This window comes from Microbacterium flavum, from assembly GCF_018717645.1.
GTDB lineage: Bacteria > Actinomycetota > Actinomycetes > Actinomycetales > Microbacteriaceae > Microbacterium > Microbacterium flavum.
Window position 1 is genome coordinate 1 of record NZ_JAFLHG010000002.1, and the last position, 17,129, is coordinate 17,129.

Sequence of the window (17,129 nt, forward strand, 5' to 3'; positions counted from 1 at the left end):
GCGCAGGCCGCCCCGGCGGCGGTGGCCGTCCCGGTGCTCCGTTCCAGCAGCGCCCCGGCGGCCCCGGTCGTCCCGGCGGTGCCGGCGGCTTCCAGCGCCCGGGCGCACCCGGCGGAGCGCCCGGCGGGTTCGCCGGACGTCCCGGTGGTGGCGGCGGCCGCGGTCGCGGTCCCGGCGGAGGCACCGCGGGTGCCTTCGGCAAGGGCGGCGGCAAGAGCAAGCAGCGCAAGTCGCGTCGGGCGAAGCGGCAGGAATTCGAGATGCGGGATGCGCCGGTCGTCGGCGGCGTCAACGTCTCGAAGGGCAACGGCGAGATCATCCGCCTGCGTCGCGGCGCGTCGATCTCCGACTTCGCCGACAAGCTCGAGGCCATCCGCGGCTACACCGTGCAGCCCGGCACGCTCGTGACGATCCTCTTCAACCTCGGTGAGATGGCGACGGCGACCGAGTCTCTCGACGAGGCCACCTTCGAGGTGCTCGGCGCCGAGCTCGGCTACAAGATCGACATGGTCTCGCCCGAGGATGAGGACAAGGAGCTCCTCGAGGGCTTCGGTCTCGACCTCGAAGCGGAGCTGGAGGCGGAGAGCGAGGATGACCTCGAGATCCGACCCCCCGTCGTCACCGTCATGGGTCACGTCGACCACGGTAAGACGCGTCTTCTCGACGCGATCCGCCAGACGAACGTCGTGGCAGGCGAGGCCGGTGGCATCACCCAGCACATCGGCGCCTACCAGGTGTGGACCGAGCACGAGGGCATCGAGCGCGCCATCACCTTCATCGACACCCCGGGTCACGAGGCGTTCACCGCGATGCGTGCCCGTGGTGCGCAGGTGACCGACATCGCGATCCTCGTGGTCGCCGCCGACGACGGCATCATGCCCCAGACGGTGGAGGCCCTGAACCACGCCCAGGCGGCGAACGTGCCGATCGTGGTCGCGGTCAACAAGGTCGACAAGCCCGAGGCGAACCCCGCGAAGGTCCGTCAGCAGCTCACCGAGTACGGCCTGGTCGCCGAGGAGTACGGCGGCGACGTCATGTTCGTCGACGTCTCCGCGCGTCAGAACATCGGCATCCAGGACCTGCTGGATGCGGTGCTCCTCACCGCCGATGCGGGCCTGGACCTCACGGCCAACCCGAACAAGGCAGCCCGCGGTGTCGCGATCGAAGCGAAGCTCGACAAGGGTCGCGGTTCGGTCGCCACGGTGCTGATCCAGTCCGGAACGCTGCGCGTCGGCGACGCGATCGTCGCCGGCACGGCCTATGGGCGCGTGCGTGCGATGGTCGACGAGAACGGCGATGCGGTCGAGGAGGCCTGGCCGTCGCGTCCGGTTCAGGTGCAGGGACTCAACTCGGTTCCCCGCGCCGGTGACACCTTCATCGTCACCGAGGAGGACCGTCTCGCCCGCCAGATCGCCGAGAAGCGCGAGGCCGCCGAGCGCAACGCCCAGCTGGCCAAGGCCCGCAAGCGCATCTCGCTCGAGGACTTCACCCGTGCTCTGGAAGAGGGCAAGGTCGAGTCGCTCAACCTCATCATCAAGGGTGACGTCTCCGGTGCCGTCGAGGCGCTGGAGGAGTCGCTCCTGAAGATCGAGGTCGATGACTCGGTCCAGCTGCGGATCATCCACCGCGGCGTCGGTGCGATCACCGAGTCGGACATCAACCTGGCCACGATCGACAACGCGATCGTGATCGGCTTCAACGTCCGCCCCGACACGAAGGCGCGCGAGCGCGCCGCCCGCGAGGGTGTGGACGTCCGGTTCTACTCGGTCATCTACAACGCGATCGACGACGTCGAGCAGTCGCTCAAGGGCCTGCTCAAGCCGGAGTTCGAAGAGAAGCAGTCCGGTGTCGCCGAGATCCGCGAGGTGTTCCGCTCCTCGAAGTTCGGCAACATCGCCGGTGTCATCGTCCGATCCGGTACGATCACGCGCAACGCCAAGGCGCGCGTCATCCGCGACGGCGTGGTCCTGGCAGACGGTCTGGCGATCGAGTCGCTGCGCCGCTTCAAGGACGACGTCACCGAGGTCCGCACGGACTTCGAGGCCGGTATCGGTCTGGGCAAGTTCAACGACATCCAGATCGGCGACGAGATCGAGACGACCGAGATGGTGGAGAAGCCTCGCGGCTGATCCGCGCCCTCGGTGAGGGGCGCTCCGGGAGAAGTCCCGGGCGCCCCTCACGCACACCCGAAGGAGATTCAGATGGCATCCGAACGTCAGGCTCGCATGTCGGACCGCATCCGCGTGCTCATCGCGGAGCGCCTCGAGAAGGGGCTGCGCGACCCGCGACTGGGCTTCGTGACGATCACCGACGTGCGCGTCACCGGTGACCTGCAGCACGCGTCGGTGTTCTACACCGTGTACGGCGACGACCAGGCGCGCGCCGACTCCGCTGCTGCGCTGAAGGCGGCGACCGGCATGATCCGCAGCGAGGTCGGCAAGCAGCTCGGGGTGCGGCTGACACCGTCGCTCGAGTTCATCCCGGACGCGCTGCCCGAGAACGCGGGCCACATCGCCGACCTGCTGCGAGAGGCGCGTGAGCGCGATCAGGCCGTCGCAGGTCTCGCCTCGACCGCGAGCTACGCGGGCGAGGCCGACCCGTACGTCAAGCCCCGCGAGCTCGACGCCGACGAGGACTGAGAGCACGCAGTTCGCCGGGCCGGTGCCCGCGGCAAGCGCCCCCGGACGCTGTCGCGAGGAAGGTCCTATCCCGATGCGTACGGCCGAGCGAGGCGTACGCCCTAGCGAGGCAGACGGAGCGTTCCTCCGGAGGCCTCGATGAGGCCGTCGGCGACGAGCGAGTCGATCGCGCGGTCACGTTGCGCGCGGTCGGCCAGGTCGGACGCCACGGCCTCCTCGGGGAGCTCGTGCGTCGGCGCATGGCGCAACGCCCGGAGGATCGCTCCGCGTGCCTGGCGGTCGCTGCCCTCGTAGCGCGCCTGCCTCCGTCGCCCGTCGCCCGTGTCGGGGTAGCTGGCGGCGCGCCACGCGCACGCGTGCGCGATGGGGCATGCCTCGCAGCGCGGTGCGCGGGCGGTGCAGACGACGGCGCCGAGCTCCATTGCGGCCGCGTTGACGATGGCGGCCTCCGCCTGGTCTTCGGGGAGGAGCGCGGCCATCGTCGCGAGGTCGCCCTTGGACGGCGCGCCCGGCTGCGACCGTCCCTCGAGCGCACGCGCGAGGACGCGGCGGGTGTTGGTGTCGACGACGGGGTGCCGATCGCCGTAGGCGAAGACGGCGACGGCTCGCGCCGTGTAATCCCCGATCCCGGTCAGCGCGAGGAGGTCCTCGACACGGCGCGGGACGATCCCCTCGTGCCGATCGCGGATCTCCACGGCCGCACGATGGAGCCACAAGGCGCGACGCGGGTAGCCGAGGTTCGCCCACTGCGCGACGGCGGCAGCCGGCGCGTCGCCGGCGAGCGCGGTCGGCGTCGGCCATCGCTCCAGCCACGCCGCCAGGTGGGGGATCACCCGATTCACGGGCGTCTGCTGGAGCATGAACTCGCTCACGAGGGTGCCCCACGCCGAGAACCCCGGCGCGCGCCAGGGCAGGTCGCGTGCGTTGCTCCGAAACCACGCGATGAGCGGGGCGGCGAGGTCGGGCATCACGCCAGCCTAGGGCGCGGCGCGCGTACCGTTCGCAGGACGAACGCCGCCACTCTCGAGCTGCGCCCGCGGAAACCCGTCCGGTGGCCGCGCTCCGGACCCCGACGGTCCTGCATACGGTACGCATGCGGCCGCTGCGCGCCCGCTTAGGCTTGAGAGGTGCCCGAGAACACCGCCGCGATCGCACCATCGCCGAACGGCATCCTGCTCGTCGACAAGCCCGGGGGAGTCACGAGCCACGACATCGTGGCCCGTGCGCGCCGCGCGCTGGGCACCAGGAAGGTCGGCCACGCCGGCACCCTCGACCCGATGGCGACGGGGCTGCTCGTCCTCGGTGTCGGTCCCGCAACCCGCCTGCTGACCTTCGTCGTCGGCCTCGACAAGACCTACGAGGCCACCATCAGGCTCGGCGTGACCACCGACTCCGACGATGCCGACGGGACCCCGACGGCGACGGCGGACCCCGCGGTGCTCGCCGCTGCGTCCGACGCGCAGATCGCCGCCGGGGTCGCGGCGCTCACGGGTGACATCTCCCAGGTGCCGTCCACGGTCTCCGCGATCAAAGTGGACGGCAAGCGCGCGTACGACCTCGCCCGTGCCGGCGAGGTCGTGGAGCTGAAGGCCCGCGCGGTGACGGTCGGGCGGTTCGATGTCCTGGCCACCCGCCGCACGGTCGGCGCGATCGATCTCGATGTCGTCGTCGACTGCACGAGCGGCACCTACATCCGCGCCCTGGCCCGCGACCTCGGCGCGGGCCTCGGGATCGGCGGGCACCTGACCGCCCTCCGTCGCACCCGCATCGGTCCGTTCTCCGTGGCGGATGCCGCAGAGCTCGCCCCGGGCGCCGCCCTCGCCTCGCCGGCTCACGTCGCGAGCGAGGTCCTCGGGGCCCTGCCGGTCACGGCCGACGAGGCGCGCGACCTCCGCCACGGCAAGCGTCTGCTCGGCGCCGCCCCTCGGCTGGAGGGACTGGCGACGGCGACTCCGGCGGCGATCGACCCGGAGGGCCGGCTGATCGGCATCCTCGAGCGCCGCGGCGCCGACCTGAAGAGCGCCATGAACATGGCGCAGGAGCAGTCATGATCTGGTGGTTCGCGATCGCCCAGGTCGTCGTCGCGGTCGTCGTCGGCGTCGTCGCGGTCGTCGCCGGGCTCGCGGGGCGCCGCCCCGGCGATGTGACCGTGGGGGGGATGGCTCTCCTTCTCCTCCTTCTCGTCGTGCAGGTGGTCATCGCGATCGTCGCGCCGTTCGCAGGCAACCCGCCGGTGGGGAGCGCGTTGGAGTTCTGGGTGTATCTCGTCTCCGCAGTCCTCCTCCCGCCCGCCGCGGTGTTCTGGGCGCTCCTCGAACGCAGCCGCTGGAGCACCGTGATCATGGGCATCGCAGCGCTCGCGGTCGCCGTCATGGTCTGGCGCATGGAGGTCATCTGGACAACGCCGGCGCTCTGAGCGCCCGCCTATCATTGAGAGGTCATGTCGCCCACCTCTCGAACCCGCATGACCGGCATCGGCCGGGTCCTCGTGGTCGTCTACGCGATCATGGCTCTGGCGGCGACGGGACGTTCGCTCGTGCAGATCGTCGAGGACTTCGCGAACGCCCCGCTGGCGTACTCCCTGTCCGCGGCATCCGCCATCGTCTACATCGTCGCGACGGTCGCGCTGGTGCGCTCGGGCAGCGGTGGGTGGTACGTCGTGGCGTGGGTCGCGATCCTCTTCGAGCTCGTGGGGGTCCTCGTCGTGGGCACCCTGAGCCTCACGCACCCCGATCTCTTCTCGCACGACGCGACCGTCTGGTCGGGCTTCGGCTACGGCTACTTCTGGGTCCCGCTGGTGCTCCCGTTCGTCGGACTGTGGTGGCTCGTCCGCCATCGGGACGGCATTCCCGAGCCTGAGGTGCCTCAGGCCGTCATCGAAGGGTCTCAGTGGTGATCGCGTTCCATTCACCGGCCGACGTGCCTGCGGGCTTCGGGCCGAGCGTCGTCGTGATCGGGAAGTTCGACGGCGTCCATTCGGGTCACCGGGCGGTCATCGATCGCGCCCGGGTGACGGCCGCTGATGCCGGTGCCCGCGTGGTCGCGGTCACGTTCGACCGCAACCCGCTGAGCCTGCTGCGACCGGAGCTCTGCCCCGAACCGCTCTCGAGCATCGATCAGAAGCTCGACCAGCTGGCGGATGCCGGGGTCGACGCGACCCTCGTGCTGCGCTTCGATGAGAGCCTGGCGGGCCTCGAGCCCCGCGCCTTCGTCGAGCACATGCTCGTCGACGCGCTCGGAGTCGTGACCGTCATGGTCGGCGACGACTTCCGCTTCGGTCGCGGGGGAGCGGGCGACCCCGCCCTCCTCGAGGAGCTCGGCGCGCAGTACGGCTTCGTCGTCGACGTGGTCGGCGACGTGCAGGGCGGCGGGCGTCGCGTCTCGTCGACCTGGGTGCGCGACCTTCTCTCCGCCGGCGACGTCGAGGGAGCCGCGCGACTCCTGGGCCGACCGCACGCGGTCGAGGGCGAGGTCGTGCACGGTCTGAAGCGCGGACGCGAGCTCGGCTTCCCGACGGCGAACCTCGAGCCAGATGCGGAGGGGTTCATCCCCGCGGACGGCGTCTACGCCGGGTGGCTCGTGGATCTCGGGTCGTCGGCCGGGCGGACGGATGCCGCAGCCGCGGTCACCCGTTACCCGGCCGCGATCTCCATCGGGACGAATCCGACCTTCGATGACGTCGACCGCCGCCAGGTGGAGGCGTATGTGTTGGACGAGACCGACCTCGATCTCTACGGCCATCACGTGCAGGTGCAGTTCACGCACCGTATCCGCGGGATGGTGGCCTTCGAGGGCATCGAGAAGCTGATCGCACAGATGGCCGAGGATGTCGAGAGCGTCCGGCGCTCGCTGCGGGCCTGACGGCCGCTTCTGAGGTCAGCGGCGGCAGCGGCCGCTCCGCTCAGTAGGAGGCGGCGTCGACAGCGCCGGTGGACTCCTCGCCGGCATCCACCCGCCGAGCCTCACCCAGGATGACCGCGCTGCCGCTCGTGCCGAGGCGCGTCGCGCCGGCATCGAGCATCGCGAGCGCGTCCGCATAGCTGCGCACGCCGCCCGACGCCTTCACCTGCACGCCGTCGCCCACGTTCTCGCCCATGAGGCGGACGTGCGCGGCGGTCGCGCCACCGCCGGCGAAGCCGGTCGAGGTCTTGACGAAGTCGGCGCCGCCGCGCTCGGTGAGGCGGCTGCCGCGGGCGATCTGCTCGTCATCGAGAAGGGCGGTCTCGAGGATGACCTTGGTGACATGGCCGGATGCCGCCTCGACGACCGCGGCGATGTCCTGGACGACCTCGTCGTCGAACTCGGCGCCCGAGCGCAGGCGGCCGATGTTGATGACCATGTCGAACTCGGTGGCCCCGTCCGCGAGCGCCTGACGCACTTCGGCGACCTTGGCGGCGGTGGAGGTCGTCCCGTGCGGGAATCCGATGACGGTGCCGACGGCGACGCCGGTGCCCTCGAGGCGATGGACCGCGTACGCGATGTCGCTCGGGCGCACGCAGACGCTGAAGACCTTCCACTCAGCCGCGATGTCGAGCTCGGCGTCGACGTCGACGCGAGTCAGTTCGGGCTTCAGGATCGCGTGGTCGATGGTGGCCGCGAGGGAGCGTTCAGTGATGCGGGACATGCCTCCAGCCTATGTCCGGGAATACCCCAGGGGGGTATCATGTTCGGTGTGGAGAGGGCACCCAACCGCACACGAGGAGCGAACATGACGAACGAGGCCACCACTCCGGCAGCAGCCGGCGCCCAGACCTTCCAGGTCGAGGGGATGACGTGCGCGCACTGCGCCGGGGCCGTCGAGCGGGAAGTGCGCCGCGTCGACGGCGTGACCGACGTGCGCGTGGATGTGGGCGCCGGCGACGTCACCGTGACTTCCTCGGATGGCGTGCCCGAAGCGGCGATCGCGGCGGCCGTCGACGAGGCCGGCTACACCCTGGTCGGCTCCCGATGACCATCGCCGATCGGGGCCGCGGCCACCCCGCGGATTCTGCAGAGGCGCCGCGCGCGCAGGCGGTCCTCGACATCGAGGGCATGACGTGTGCGAGCTGTGTCGCCCGCGTCGAGAAGCGCTTGCAGAGGCTCGACGGCGTGTCGGCATCGGTCAACCTGGCGACCGAGTCTGCGCGCGTCGAATACCCCACCGCGCTGGCGCCCGAGGAACTGCTCGCCGCGGTCCGCGAGGCGGGCTACGACGCCCACGTCCGACCGTCGCGCAGCCACGCGCCCGAGCAGCCGCACGAGGGCCACGCGCCCGAGCAGTCCGATGGCGGCCACGTCCACGACGTCGAGGACCGTCCGGGCAGGACGACGCTCCTGACGCGGTTGCTCGTCAGCGCGGCACTCGCCATTCCGGTCATCGCGCTCGGGATGGTTCCCGCGTGGCAGTTCCCCGGGTGGCAGTGGGTCTCACTCGCGCTGACGACGCCCGTCGTCCTCTGGGGCGGCTGGCCGTTCCACCGCGCAACGTTCGCGAACGCGCGCCACGGGGCCATGACCATGGACACGCTCATCACGCTCGGGACGGGCGCCGCCTTCCTCTGGAGCGTGTGGGCCCTTCTGTTCGGCAGCGCCGGGCGGATCGGCATGACCCATGAGGGCGGACTCTTCGCCCCCGTCCACGATCCGTCCTCGCTCGTCTACTTCGAAGTCGCCGCCGCCGTGACCGTCTTCCTCCTGCTCGGCCGCGTCATCGAGCAGCGCTCCAAGCGCCGCGCCGGCGCCGCGGTGCACGCCCTGCTCGACCTCGCCGCGCGCGACGTCGAACTCGAGGACGGCACCCGGGTGGGGATCGAGCGTCTTCGCGTCGGCGACCGATTCGTCGTCCGGCCGGGGGAGAAGGTCGCGACCGACGGCGTCGTCGTCGCGGGCGATGCCTCGATCGACGAGAGCATGATCACCGGGGAGTCCGCCCCGGTCGAGGCCTCCGCAGGCAGCACCGTCACCGGGGGCACGCTCGCCTCCGACGGCCGGCTCATCGTCCGGGCCACCTCCGTCGGAGACGACACCCGCCTCGCGCACCTGGCGCGCCTGGTCGAGCATGCCCAGGCCGAGAAGAGTCGCGTGCAGCGCCTCGCAGACCGGGTGTCGGCGGTCTTCGTCCCCGTCGTCGTCGCGCTCGCGGCGCTGACCCTCGTCGCCTGGATGGTCGTGGGCGGCTTCAGCGGGGCCTCGGTCGTCTCGGGATTCACCGCGGCGGTGGCCGTGCTCATCATCGCCTGCCCGTGCGCCCTGGGCCTCGCCACCCCGGTCGCGATCCTCGTCGGCACCGGGCGCGGCGCGCAGCTCGGCATCCTGATCACGGGGCCGGACGCCCTCGAGGCGGCCGAGCGGATCGACACCGTCGTCCTCGACAAGACGGGCACTCTCACCAGCGGTGAGATGACGGTCTCCGACCTGACCCCCCTGCAGGGGACGGATGCCGCGGAGTTCACCCGCGTCATCGGGTCGCTCGAGCGCGCGTCCGAGCACCCCGTCGCACGGGCGATCTCGGCGCTCACCGCGGACCACGCCCCCGTCACCGGCTTCGCGGGGATCGCCGGGCGCGGAGTCACCGGCACGGTGGACGGACACGACGTCTTCGCGGGGCGCCCCGCCTTCGCCGTCGAGATCGTCGGGGGCCTGCCGGAGGAGGCGGCCGCGGCCGTGGCGAGCGCGGAGGCATCCGGAGCGACCACGGTCGTCGCCGGATGGGACGGTGCCGTCCGCGGCGTCGTGGCCGTGTCCGACCTCGTTCGCGCCGACAGTGCGCAGACGGTCGCGCGCCTGCGCTCGGAGGGCCTCCGCATCATCCTCCTGACGGGGGACAACCCCGGCGCGGCGCGGGCGGCGGCCTCCGCCGCGGGCATCGACGAGGTGATCGCGGGTGTTCTGCCCGAGGCGAAGGTCGCAGAGATCGCCCGTCTGCAAGCCGAAGGCGGGCGCGTCGCGATGGTCGGCGACGGCGTCAACGACGCCGCCGCACTCGCGACCGCCGACCTCGGGATCGCGATGGGCGGCGGCACGGATGCCGCGATGCACGCGAGTGACATCGCGCTCGCCGGCCAGGGGCTCACGCCGGTGCTGACGGCGCTCTCGCTGAGCCGCCGCACGATGCGGACGATCCGCGGCAACCTGTTCTGGGCGTTCGCGTACAACGTCGCCGCACTTCCCGCCGCTGCGCTCGGCTTGCTGAACCCGATGCTCGCCGGCGCCGCCATGGCGTTCTCGAGCGTCTTCGTCGTGCTCAACAGCCTCCGGCTGCGCTCCGCCCGCTGAGGCGCGCACGGAGGCGGCGCGCGGGGTGTGATGCGGGCGCGGGAGTCGGCACGCTAAGATGGATGCCGAGGACACCGCCCCCGTCGTCGCCGCAGCTCGCAGAAGCGAGTACCCGCAGCCGGCTGGGGCAGGACTCCAGCACTCTCCGCGGCAGCAGCCGCGGCCCCAGACCGGTCGGCCGGCGCGTGAGCGCGAAGGCCGACGTCACGCCGGTTCCGCACCGGATCAGCAGCTCAGGAGGAGCATGCCGCCCACGGCATCCACCGCAACGTCGCGCAGCAGCGACACCGCCCGCCGCCGCGGGCAGTCCCGCGGATCGTCCGCGCGTCGCGACGACGACGCGCCCCTCATCCCGATCCTCGCGCGCAAGGTGCGCGAGGTCGAGGCGAAGTCGCAGCGCGGCAAGCTCGGACCGACCAACCGCGTCAAGTTCCAGGTGATCGCCTTCCTCGTCCGCGAGGAGCGCGCCCGCGTCAAGGCCGACGAGGCCGTTCCGACGGCGGCTCGCGCCGAGCTGCTGAAGCGGCTGGACGGGGTCGCCACGATCCTCGCCAAGACGGCGGCGCGGGACACATCGCTGATCCAGCTGCTCGAAGTGGATCAGGCGACCTCGCCGGTCGCGAAGAGGATGCGTCGTGACTGGCTGCTCGAGTCGGGCGCCGAGCTGCCCGAAGACGAGCTGATCATCACCGACGCGGCGAAGACCACGCAGAACTGGTCGGGCACCCCCGTCGTTCCGGCGGCGCTCGCCGAGCGTCAGGTCATGCCGCCGCAGATCGAGGCGCGGCGCGAGTCCAACCCGTTCCTCGCGCCCGATGCGGCGCTGCGCGCCCCGGCATCCTCCGCCCGCCGGCGCTTGGACGGCTGGGAGCTCATGGGTCCCCTGTACAAGGCGTTCGAGACCGGCGCAGGCGGTGCGGCCGCGTCGATGGAGCTCCCGCCCGTGCCGGAGTTCGACCGGCTCTCGCCCAAGGGGCTCGAGATCATGCCGCACCAGTCGCGCTTCCTGGAGGCGGTCCGCGGCGGCCACCGCTCGTTCCTGCTGGCCGACGAGCCGGGCCTCGGCAAGACCGCGCAGTCGGTGATCGGCGCCTCCGTCGCCGGCGCCTACCCGCTCCTGGCGGTCGTCCCGAACGTCGTCAAGATGAACTGGGCGCGTGAGGTGGAGCGGTGGACGCCGCAGCGCCGCGCCACCGTCATCCACGGAGACGGCGGTCAGGTCGACGCCTTCGCCGACGTCTTCATCGTGAACTACGAGGTGCTCGACCGCCATCTGTCCTGGCTCGGCTCTCTCGGTCTTCGGGGCATGGTCGTCGACGAGGCGCACTTCATCAAGAACCTCGGCTCGCAGCGGTCGCAGAACGTCCTCGCCCTGGGCGCACGCATCCGCGAGCAGGTCCGCGATCCGCTCATGCTGGCCCTCACCGGCACGCCGCTCATCAACGACGTCGAGGACTTCGACGCGATCTGGCGCTTCCTGGGCTGGACGAACGGCGAGAAGCCGGGCCCTGAGCTCATGGAGAAGCTGGATGCCTCGGGCTTCACCCCCGCGGACAAGGCGTTCTATCCCGAAGCGCGCGACGCGGTGATCTCCATGGGGATCGTGCGCCGCAAGAAGAAGGATGTCGCGGCCGACCTCCCCGACAAGCTCATCGCCGATCTCCCGGTGGAGCTCGACGACGAGTTCGGGCGCTCGATCCGCGCCGCGGAGCGGGAGCTCGGCGAGCGCCTCGCGGCGAAGTACCGCCGCATCATCGAGGCGCGCGGCGACAAGGTCCTCTTCGGCGAGGTCGACGAGGACATCGTGCGCCTCGTCGCGCACGGCGAGCTGGAGGAGTCCAAGGCGCAGGGCTCGGGTTCGGACAACGTCTTCACGATGGTTCGGAAGATCGGTCAGGCCAAGGCCCTCCTCGCGGCCGACTATGCCGCGCAGCTGCAGCGCTCGGTGGGCAAGGTGGTCTTCTTCGCGAAGCACATCGACGTCATGGATGCCGCCGAGGCGCACTTCGCCCAGGCGGGGCTCCGCACCGTCTCGATCCGCGGTGACCAGACGACGCCCGTGCGCCAGCAGGCGATCGATGCGTTCAACGAGGACCCGTCCGTCGCGATCGCGGTGTGCTCCCTGACCGCCGCCGGCGTCGGGCTCAACCTGCAGGCGGCATCCAACGTCGTCCTCGCGGAGCTGAGTTGGACGGCCGCCGAGCAGACCCAGGCGATCGACCGTGTGCACCGCATCGGCCAGGACGAGCCGGTGACCGCGTGGCGGATCATCGCCGCGCACACGATCGACACGAAGATCGCCGAGCTCATCGACTCGAAGCAGTCGCTCGCGGCGCGCGCCCTCGACGGTGCGCAGATCGATCCGACCTCGAGCGACTCGGTGCAGCAGTCCGCGCTCATGCACCTCCTGCGGCAGGCGCTCGGCGCGGCCTGAGCGAGACGCCGGCTCCGTCGTCCGTTATGGACGGCGGGGTCGGTGGCAGGGCCGCGGCATCCGGCGATAGTGTCGGGGGAGGCAGTGACGCCGGAACACAACCCCCAACCAAAGGATCTCCACATGAAGATCGGCATCCTCACCTCCGGCGGAGACTGCCCGGGCCTGAACGCCGTGATCCGCGGCGTCGTCCTCAAGGGCACGACCAACTACAACATCGAGTTCGTCGGCATCCGCGACGGGTGGCGCGGCGTCGTCGACGGTGACTTCTTCCCCCTCACCCGGCACGAGGTGAAGGGCCTGTCCAAGGTCGGCGGCACGATCCTCGGGACGTCCCGCACCAACCCCTACGAGGGTCCGCGCGGCGGGGCCGAGAACATCAAGGCGACCCTCTACGGTCACCGCATCGACGGCATCATCGCGATCGGCGGCGAGGGCACCCTCGCGGCGGCGAACCGGCTCTACAACGACGGAATCAACGTCATGGGCGTGCCGAAGACGATCGACAACGACCTGCGGGCGACCGACTACTCCTTCGGGTTCGATACGGCCGTCAACATCGCGACGGAGGCGATGGACCGCCTGCGCACGACCGGTGACTCGCACCAGCGCTGCATGGTCGCCGAGGTCATGGGCCGCCACGTCGGCTGGATCGCGCTGCACTCCGGCATCGCCGCGGGCGCGCACGTCATCTGCATCCCCGAGGTGCCGATGTCGATCGAGGAGATCACGGCTCAGGTGCAGAAGGCGCACGACCGCGGTCGCGCGCCCCTCGTCGTCGTCTCGGAGGGCTTCACCCTCACCGGCATGGACGAGGCGTACAGCGACAAGGGCCTCGACGCCTTCAACCGTCCGCGCCTCGGCGGCATCGGCGAGATCCTCGCGCCCGAGATCGAGCGCATCACCGGCATCGAGACCCGGTCGACGGTGCTCGGTCACATCCAGCGCGGGGGGTCGCCCTCGGCGTTCGACCGCGTGCTCGCGACCCGACTCGGCCTGCACGCCGCGGACGCCGTCGCGGAGGGGGCGTGGGGTCAGATGGTCTCGATGAAGGGGACCGATATCGTGCGCGTGCCGTTCGCCGACGCCCTCGGCGAGCTCAACACCGTGCCGATCTACCGCTACGAAGAGGCCGCCGCGCTCTTCGGCTGAGCCCGCCCTCCTCTCATCCCCGTGTCGGCGGGGTGTCGGATCACCGCGTCCCACTTATGGCGGGGCGCGTCCCACCTGCGGTGCGCCTTGTCCCACTCTGGGCGAGGCGCGTCCCACGTGCGGCTGTTTCTTGAGGTGTGATCCAGCCACATCTGGGACATGGGTGCGCCAGCGGGAGGCCGGCGGAGCGCGGCATCCACTCGTCCACAGGCATCCCTCAGCGCCACCTGTCCACGGATGCCGGGACGCCGCCGCGTCGCGTGCGCCGGATCGCGCACGATGGAGTCATGTCTGAGCGGAACGACCCGGCGGCGTTCCTGCCGACTGCGTTCACGGTCGCGCAGGCGAGGGATGCCGGGGTGCCTCGCGGTCGGCTCCGCGGAGCCTCTTTCGCCCAGCCCTTCCATGGCGTGCGCGTGCGCGGTGCCGTCGAGGCCAATTCGCTGAGCGCCTCGTGTCGCGCGCTCGCTCCGCGCTTGCGCCCCGGACAGTTCTTCAGTCACGAGACCGCCCTCGCCTTGCATGGCGTCTGGATGCCGGAGTGGCCGTATCGTCCGCTCGTGCACGTGTCGGCGTACCGCCCTGCGCGGGAGCCGCGGACGCACGGTGTCGTCGGCCATCGCCTGCAAGTGCGCGAACCGGCCTGGACGCACCTGGACGATCTACCGGTGGAAGATCCTATTCGCGCGTGGAGACAGGTCGGAGGCCTCTGGCGGCGGGGCGACATCGTCGCCGCGGCGGACTTCCTCATCTCGGGGACCGTGCCTCTCGCGACGACAGCCGAGCTGCGCGCCGAGATCACGCGCATGGGTGATGTCCGTCGCGGCATCCTCGGGCGCGCTCTCCACGATGTCCGCGCGGGAGTGCGTTCTGCGCGCGAGACGCGGCTCCGACTCCTGCTCGTGGAGGCCGGGCTGCCCGAACCGGCCGTTGCGTGGAACCTGTTCGACAGCCGCGGCACATTCGTCGCCGAACTCGACCTGGCGTTCCCCCGCTACCGGGTCGCCGTGGAATACGACGGGCGGGTTCACGCCGAAGACGTGGCTCAGTTCGCCCGCGATGCGGACCGGTGGGCGGCGATACGTCGCGAGGGATGGGCGCATGAGCGCATCCTGGCGCACCACCTCGACGGCGACGGCCGAGTCGCGGTCGGCATCGCACGCGGCGCGCTCCTGCGCTCGGGATGGACCCCCGGCCGCTGAGCCTCTCGCGGCATCCTCACCTCCGCTGCGGAGGTGAGGATCGCCCTTCGCCCCGCCCGTGTCCCACAAATGGCTGTTTCCGAGGCCTCCAGACAGCCACAACTGGGACAACCTCCGCCCTAACTGGGACAACCTCCGCCACAACTGGGACGACCTCCGCCCCAAGTGGGACACGGGCATTCCGCACCCGCCACAGAACCCGCCCGGACCCGCGGGGCGCGGGGTCACGCGTCGGCGAGGCCCAGCACGTCGAGCATCCACGCCAGCTCGAAGGCGCGCTGGTGCCAGGCGTTGTACCTGCCCGAGACCCCGCCGTGCCCCGCGACCATCTCGCACTTGAGCAGCGCATCGGCGCCCACAGCGCGCAGGCGGGCGACCCACTTCGCCGGTTCGACGTAGTACACCCGCGTGTCGTTGAGCGAGGTCACCGCGAGGATGCGCGGATAGTCGACCCCCGGACGCACGTTCTCGTACGGGGTGTACGACTTCATGTACGCGTAGACCTCCGCGTCGTGCAGCGGATCGCCCCACTCGTCCCACTCGATCACGGTGAGGGGGAGCGACGGGTCGAGGATCGTCGTCAGCGCATCCACGAACGGCACGTCGGCCAGGATGCCCGCGAAGAGCTCGGGCGCGAGGTTCGCGACGGCGCCCATGAGGAGGCCACCCGCGGACCCGCCCTCCGCGACGAGCAGGGCGGGGGACGTGGCACCGATGTCGACGAGGTGCCGGGCCACGGTGATGAAGTCCGTGAAGGTGTTCCGCTTGCGCGCGAGCTTGCCGTCCTCGTACCACTGACGGCCCATCTCGCCGCCGCCGCGCACGTGCGCGATCGCGAAGACGACGCCTCGGTCGAGCATCGACAGGCGGGCGACGGAGAACCCCGGTTCGATGGAGTGCTCGTACGAGCCGTAGCCGTACAGGTGCACCGGGCGGGGCGCTCCCGCGCCCGGCTCGCCGAAGGAGCGCTTCCAGATGAGCGACACCGGCACTCGCGTCCCGTCCGAGGCGGTGGCCCAGTCGCGCCGCTGCTCGTAGTCGGCCGGGTCGTAGCCGCCCAGGACGCTCTGTCGCTTGCGGAGGAGGAACTCGCCCGTGGCGACGTCGTAGTCGTAGACGGTGCCCGGCGTCACGAACGACCCGTATCCGAGACGGATGAGCGGCGGTGCCCACTCCGGATTCCCGCCGGCGCCGGCCGTGTAGAGCTCCTCCGGGAAGTCGAGCTCGTGCACATCGTTCGTCTCGTACGAGAGGGTGCCCATCCGCGCGAGCCCGTCGCGGCGGTACGACACCACCGCCCAGTCGCGGAAGGCCGAGACATCCAGCAGCCGTCGGCCCGGACGGTGCGGCAGAACGATCTCCCGCGCGCCGGTGGGGTCGGATGCCGCGACGCGGACGACCTCGAAATCCAGCGCACCGTCGTTGTGCAGGATGTACAGCACGTCCTCGCCGCCCACGATCGCGTGGGTCGCCGAGTACTCGACGCCTTCTCGACGCGGCCAGATCGACCGCGGCTCGGCCCGGAGGTCGGATGCCGGGACGAGATACTCCTCGGTCGTGATCGAGGACCCCGCCTCGATCACGAGGTAGCGCTCGCTCCGCGTGAACCCGGCGCCCACCCAGTACCGCTCGTCGGGCTCGTGGAAGAGGGTGGTGTCGCCGGAGGCATCCGTGCCCACCTCGTGCAGCCACACGGTGTCGGGCCGCCAGGCGTCATCGACCGTCGTGTAGACCACGGCACTCCCATCGGGCGAGAAGCAGGCGCCCGCCGAGGTGCCTTCGATCACGTCATCGAGATCGGTGCCCGTACGAAGATCGCGGATCCGCAGCGTGTACCGCTCGTCGCCCTCGGTGTCGATGCCGTAGAGCAGACGCGTGCCGTCGGTGGACACGTCGAAGCTGCCGAGCGAGAAGAACTCGTGGCCGTCCGCCTCCAGATTGCCGTCGAGCAGCACGACCTCCCCGGGCACGTCGACGCCCGGGGACAGGCTCGGCGGTGTCCAGTCGTCCTCCGCGGCGAGCGGCGCGCGGCAGTGGATGCCGTACTGCTTGCCCTCCACCGTCCGCCCGTAGTACCACCAGGCGCCCTGCCGCGTCGGCACGGACAGGTCGGTCTCCAGCGTGCGCCCCTTGATCTCGTCGAAGATCCGCTGGCGGAGCGGGGCGAGATGGGCGGTCCGTTCGTCGGTGTAGGCGTTCTCCGCCTCGAGGTGGGCGAGGACATCCGGGTCCTCCTTCGCGCGGAGCCACTCGTAGTCGTCGACGACATCGTCGCCGTGGTGCGAGCGGATGGAGGGGCGGGCGGTGGTTTCGGGGCCGGACGGATGCGCGCTGGTCACCGTTCCACGCTAGTCGAGCGGGGCGGGGCGGGGCCTGGGGAACGGCGACGGATGTTTCTGCGAGCGGCGCCTGATGTGCGAGGATTTGTCTGGTCCGGTTGCCGGACAG

The 17,129-nt window shown here is 71.0% G+C and carries 14 protein-coding genes; 11 read left to right on the forward strand and 3 right to left on the reverse strand.

What is annotated here, in order from left to right; genetic code table 11:
* A partial coding sequence (gene infB, locus J0P97_RS02020; RefSeq protein ID WP_215486117.1) for a translation initiation factor IF-2 occupies positions 1–2,129 on the forward strand: 2,129 nt, incomplete at its 5' end.
* Between the two features lie 72 nt (positions 2,130–2,201).
* Entirely contained in the window at positions 2,202–2,639 is a 438-nt protein-coding gene (rbfA, locus tag J0P97_RS02025) for a 30S ribosome-binding factor RbfA (RefSeq protein ID WP_215486118.1), read from the forward strand.
* A 101-nt stretch (positions 2,640–2,740) separates the two neighbouring features.
* Here rbfA and J0P97_RS02030 read toward each other — a convergent pair whose 3' ends face one another.
* Complete coding sequence (locus J0P97_RS02030) at positions 2,741–3,607, reverse strand: iron-sulfur binding domain-containing protein (RefSeq protein ID WP_215486119.1); 867 nt, start codon at positions 3,605–3,607, stop codon at positions 2,741–2,743.
* Between the two features lie 159 nt (positions 3,608–3,766).
* Between J0P97_RS02030 and truB the strand changes: the two genes are divergently transcribed.
* Genes truB through J0P97_RS02050 form a run of 4 tightly spaced genes read left to right on the forward strand, consistent with a single transcriptional unit; the run spans position 3,767 to position 6,500 of the window.
* Positions 3,767–4,690, forward strand: coding sequence for a tRNA pseudouridine(55) synthase TruB (gene truB / locus J0P97_RS02035; protein WP_282837793.1), 924 nt, complete (start codon positions 3,767–3,769; stop codon positions 4,688–4,690).
* Entirely contained in the window at positions 4,687–5,055 is a 369-nt protein-coding gene (locus tag J0P97_RS02040) for a hypothetical protein (protein ID WP_215486120.1), read from the forward strand. Before truB ends, J0P97_RS02040 begins: the two co-directional genes overlap by 4 nt.
* Before the next feature lie 24 nt (positions 5,056–5,079).
* Entirely contained in the window at positions 5,080–5,535 is a 456-nt protein-coding gene (locus J0P97_RS02045; protein WP_215486121.1) for a hypothetical protein, read from the forward strand.
* On the forward strand, positions 5,532–6,500 hold the full coding sequence (locus J0P97_RS02050) for a bifunctional riboflavin kinase/FAD synthetase (protein WP_215486122.1): 969 nt from the start codon (positions 5,532–5,534) through the stop codon (positions 6,498–6,500). The genes J0P97_RS02045 and J0P97_RS02050 overlap by 4 nt, the downstream gene beginning before the upstream one ends.
* 40 nt (positions 6,501–6,540) lie before the next feature.
* Here the strand turns inward: J0P97_RS02050 and deoC are convergent, their stop codons facing one another.
* Positions 6,541–7,263 (reverse strand): deoxyribose-phosphate aldolase, encoded by a 723-nt coding sequence (gene deoC, locus J0P97_RS02055; RefSeq protein WP_215486123.1) that lies wholly within the window; start codon positions 7,261–7,263, stop codon positions 6,541–6,543.
* 84 nt (positions 7,264–7,347) lie between these two features.
* Between deoC and J0P97_RS02060 the strand changes: the two genes are divergently transcribed.
* The 5 genes from J0P97_RS02060 to J0P97_RS02085 all read left to right on the forward strand — a co-directional run bounded on the left by J0P97_RS02060 (position 7,348) and on the right by J0P97_RS02085 (position 14,681).
* A complete protein-coding gene (locus J0P97_RS02060; protein WP_215486124.1) occupies positions 7,348–7,590 on the forward strand; it encodes a heavy-metal-associated domain-containing protein in 243 nt (80 codons plus the stop codon).
* Positions 7,587–9,893 (forward strand): heavy metal translocating P-type ATPase, encoded by a 2,307-nt coding sequence (locus tag J0P97_RS02065; RefSeq protein WP_215486125.1) that lies wholly within the window; start codon positions 7,587–7,589, stop codon positions 9,891–9,893. Before J0P97_RS02060 ends, J0P97_RS02065 begins: the two co-directional genes overlap by 4 nt.
* A 244-nt stretch (positions 9,894–10,137) precedes the next feature.
* Positions 10,138–12,327, forward strand: a complete 2,190-nt coding sequence (locus tag J0P97_RS02070; RefSeq protein ID WP_215486126.1) for a DEAD/DEAH box helicase — start codon at positions 10,138–10,140, stop codon at positions 12,325–12,327.
* Positions 12,328–12,450: 123 nt separating this feature from the next.
* On the forward strand, positions 12,451–13,479 hold the full coding sequence (locus J0P97_RS02075; RefSeq protein WP_215486127.1) for a 6-phosphofructokinase: 1,029 nt from the start codon (positions 12,451–12,453) through the stop codon (positions 13,477–13,479).
* A gap of 287 nt (positions 13,480–13,766) precedes the next feature.
* Positions 13,767–14,681, forward strand: coding sequence for a putative endonuclease domain-containing protein (locus tag J0P97_RS02085; RefSeq protein ID WP_215486129.1), 915 nt, complete (start codon positions 13,767–13,769; stop codon positions 14,679–14,681).
* Positions 14,682–14,905: 224 nt separating this feature from the next.
* Here the strand turns inward: J0P97_RS02085 and J0P97_RS02090 are convergent, their stop codons facing one another.
* Positions 14,906–17,020, reverse strand: a complete 2,115-nt coding sequence (locus tag J0P97_RS02090; RefSeq protein WP_215486130.1) for a S9 family peptidase — start codon at positions 17,018–17,020, stop codon at positions 14,906–14,908.
* Positions 17,021–17,129: the final 109 nt, after the last annotated feature.

Coding starts and splice junctions, on each gene's coding strand:
- rbfA (WP_215486118.1), top strand. CDS start 2,202: ATGGCATCCGAACGTCAGGCTCGCATGTCGGACCGCATCCGCGTGCTC.
- J0P97_RS02030 (WP_215486119.1), bottom strand. CDS start 3,607: ATGCCCGACCTCGCCGCCCCGCTCATCGCGTGGTTTCGGAGCAACGCA.
- J0P97_RS02040 (WP_215486120.1), top strand. CDS start 4,687: ATGATCTGGTGGTTCGCGATCGCCCAGGTCGTCGTCGCGGTCGTCGTC.
- J0P97_RS02045 (WP_215486121.1), top strand. CDS start 5,080: ATGTCGCCCACCTCTCGAACCCGCATGACCGGCATCGGCCGGGTCCTC.
- deoC (WP_215486123.1), bottom strand. CDS start 7,263: ATGTCCCGCATCACTGAACGCTCCCTCGCGGCCACCATCGACCACGCG.
- J0P97_RS02060 (WP_215486124.1), top strand. CDS start 7,348: ATGACGAACGAGGCCACCACTCCGGCAGCAGCCGGCGCCCAGACCTTC.
- J0P97_RS02065 (WP_215486125.1), top strand. CDS start 7,587: ATGACCATCGCCGATCGGGGCCGCGGCCACCCCGCGGATTCTGCAGAG.
- J0P97_RS02070 (WP_215486126.1), top strand. CDS start 10,138: ATGCCGCCCACGGCATCCACCGCAACGTCGCGCAGCAGCGACACCGCC.
- J0P97_RS02075 (WP_215486127.1), top strand. CDS start 12,451: ATGAAGATCGGCATCCTCACCTCCGGCGGAGACTGCCCGGGCCTGAAC.
- J0P97_RS02085 (WP_215486129.1), top strand. CDS start 13,767: ATGTCTGAGCGGAACGACCCGGCGGCGTTCCTGCCGACTGCGTTCACG.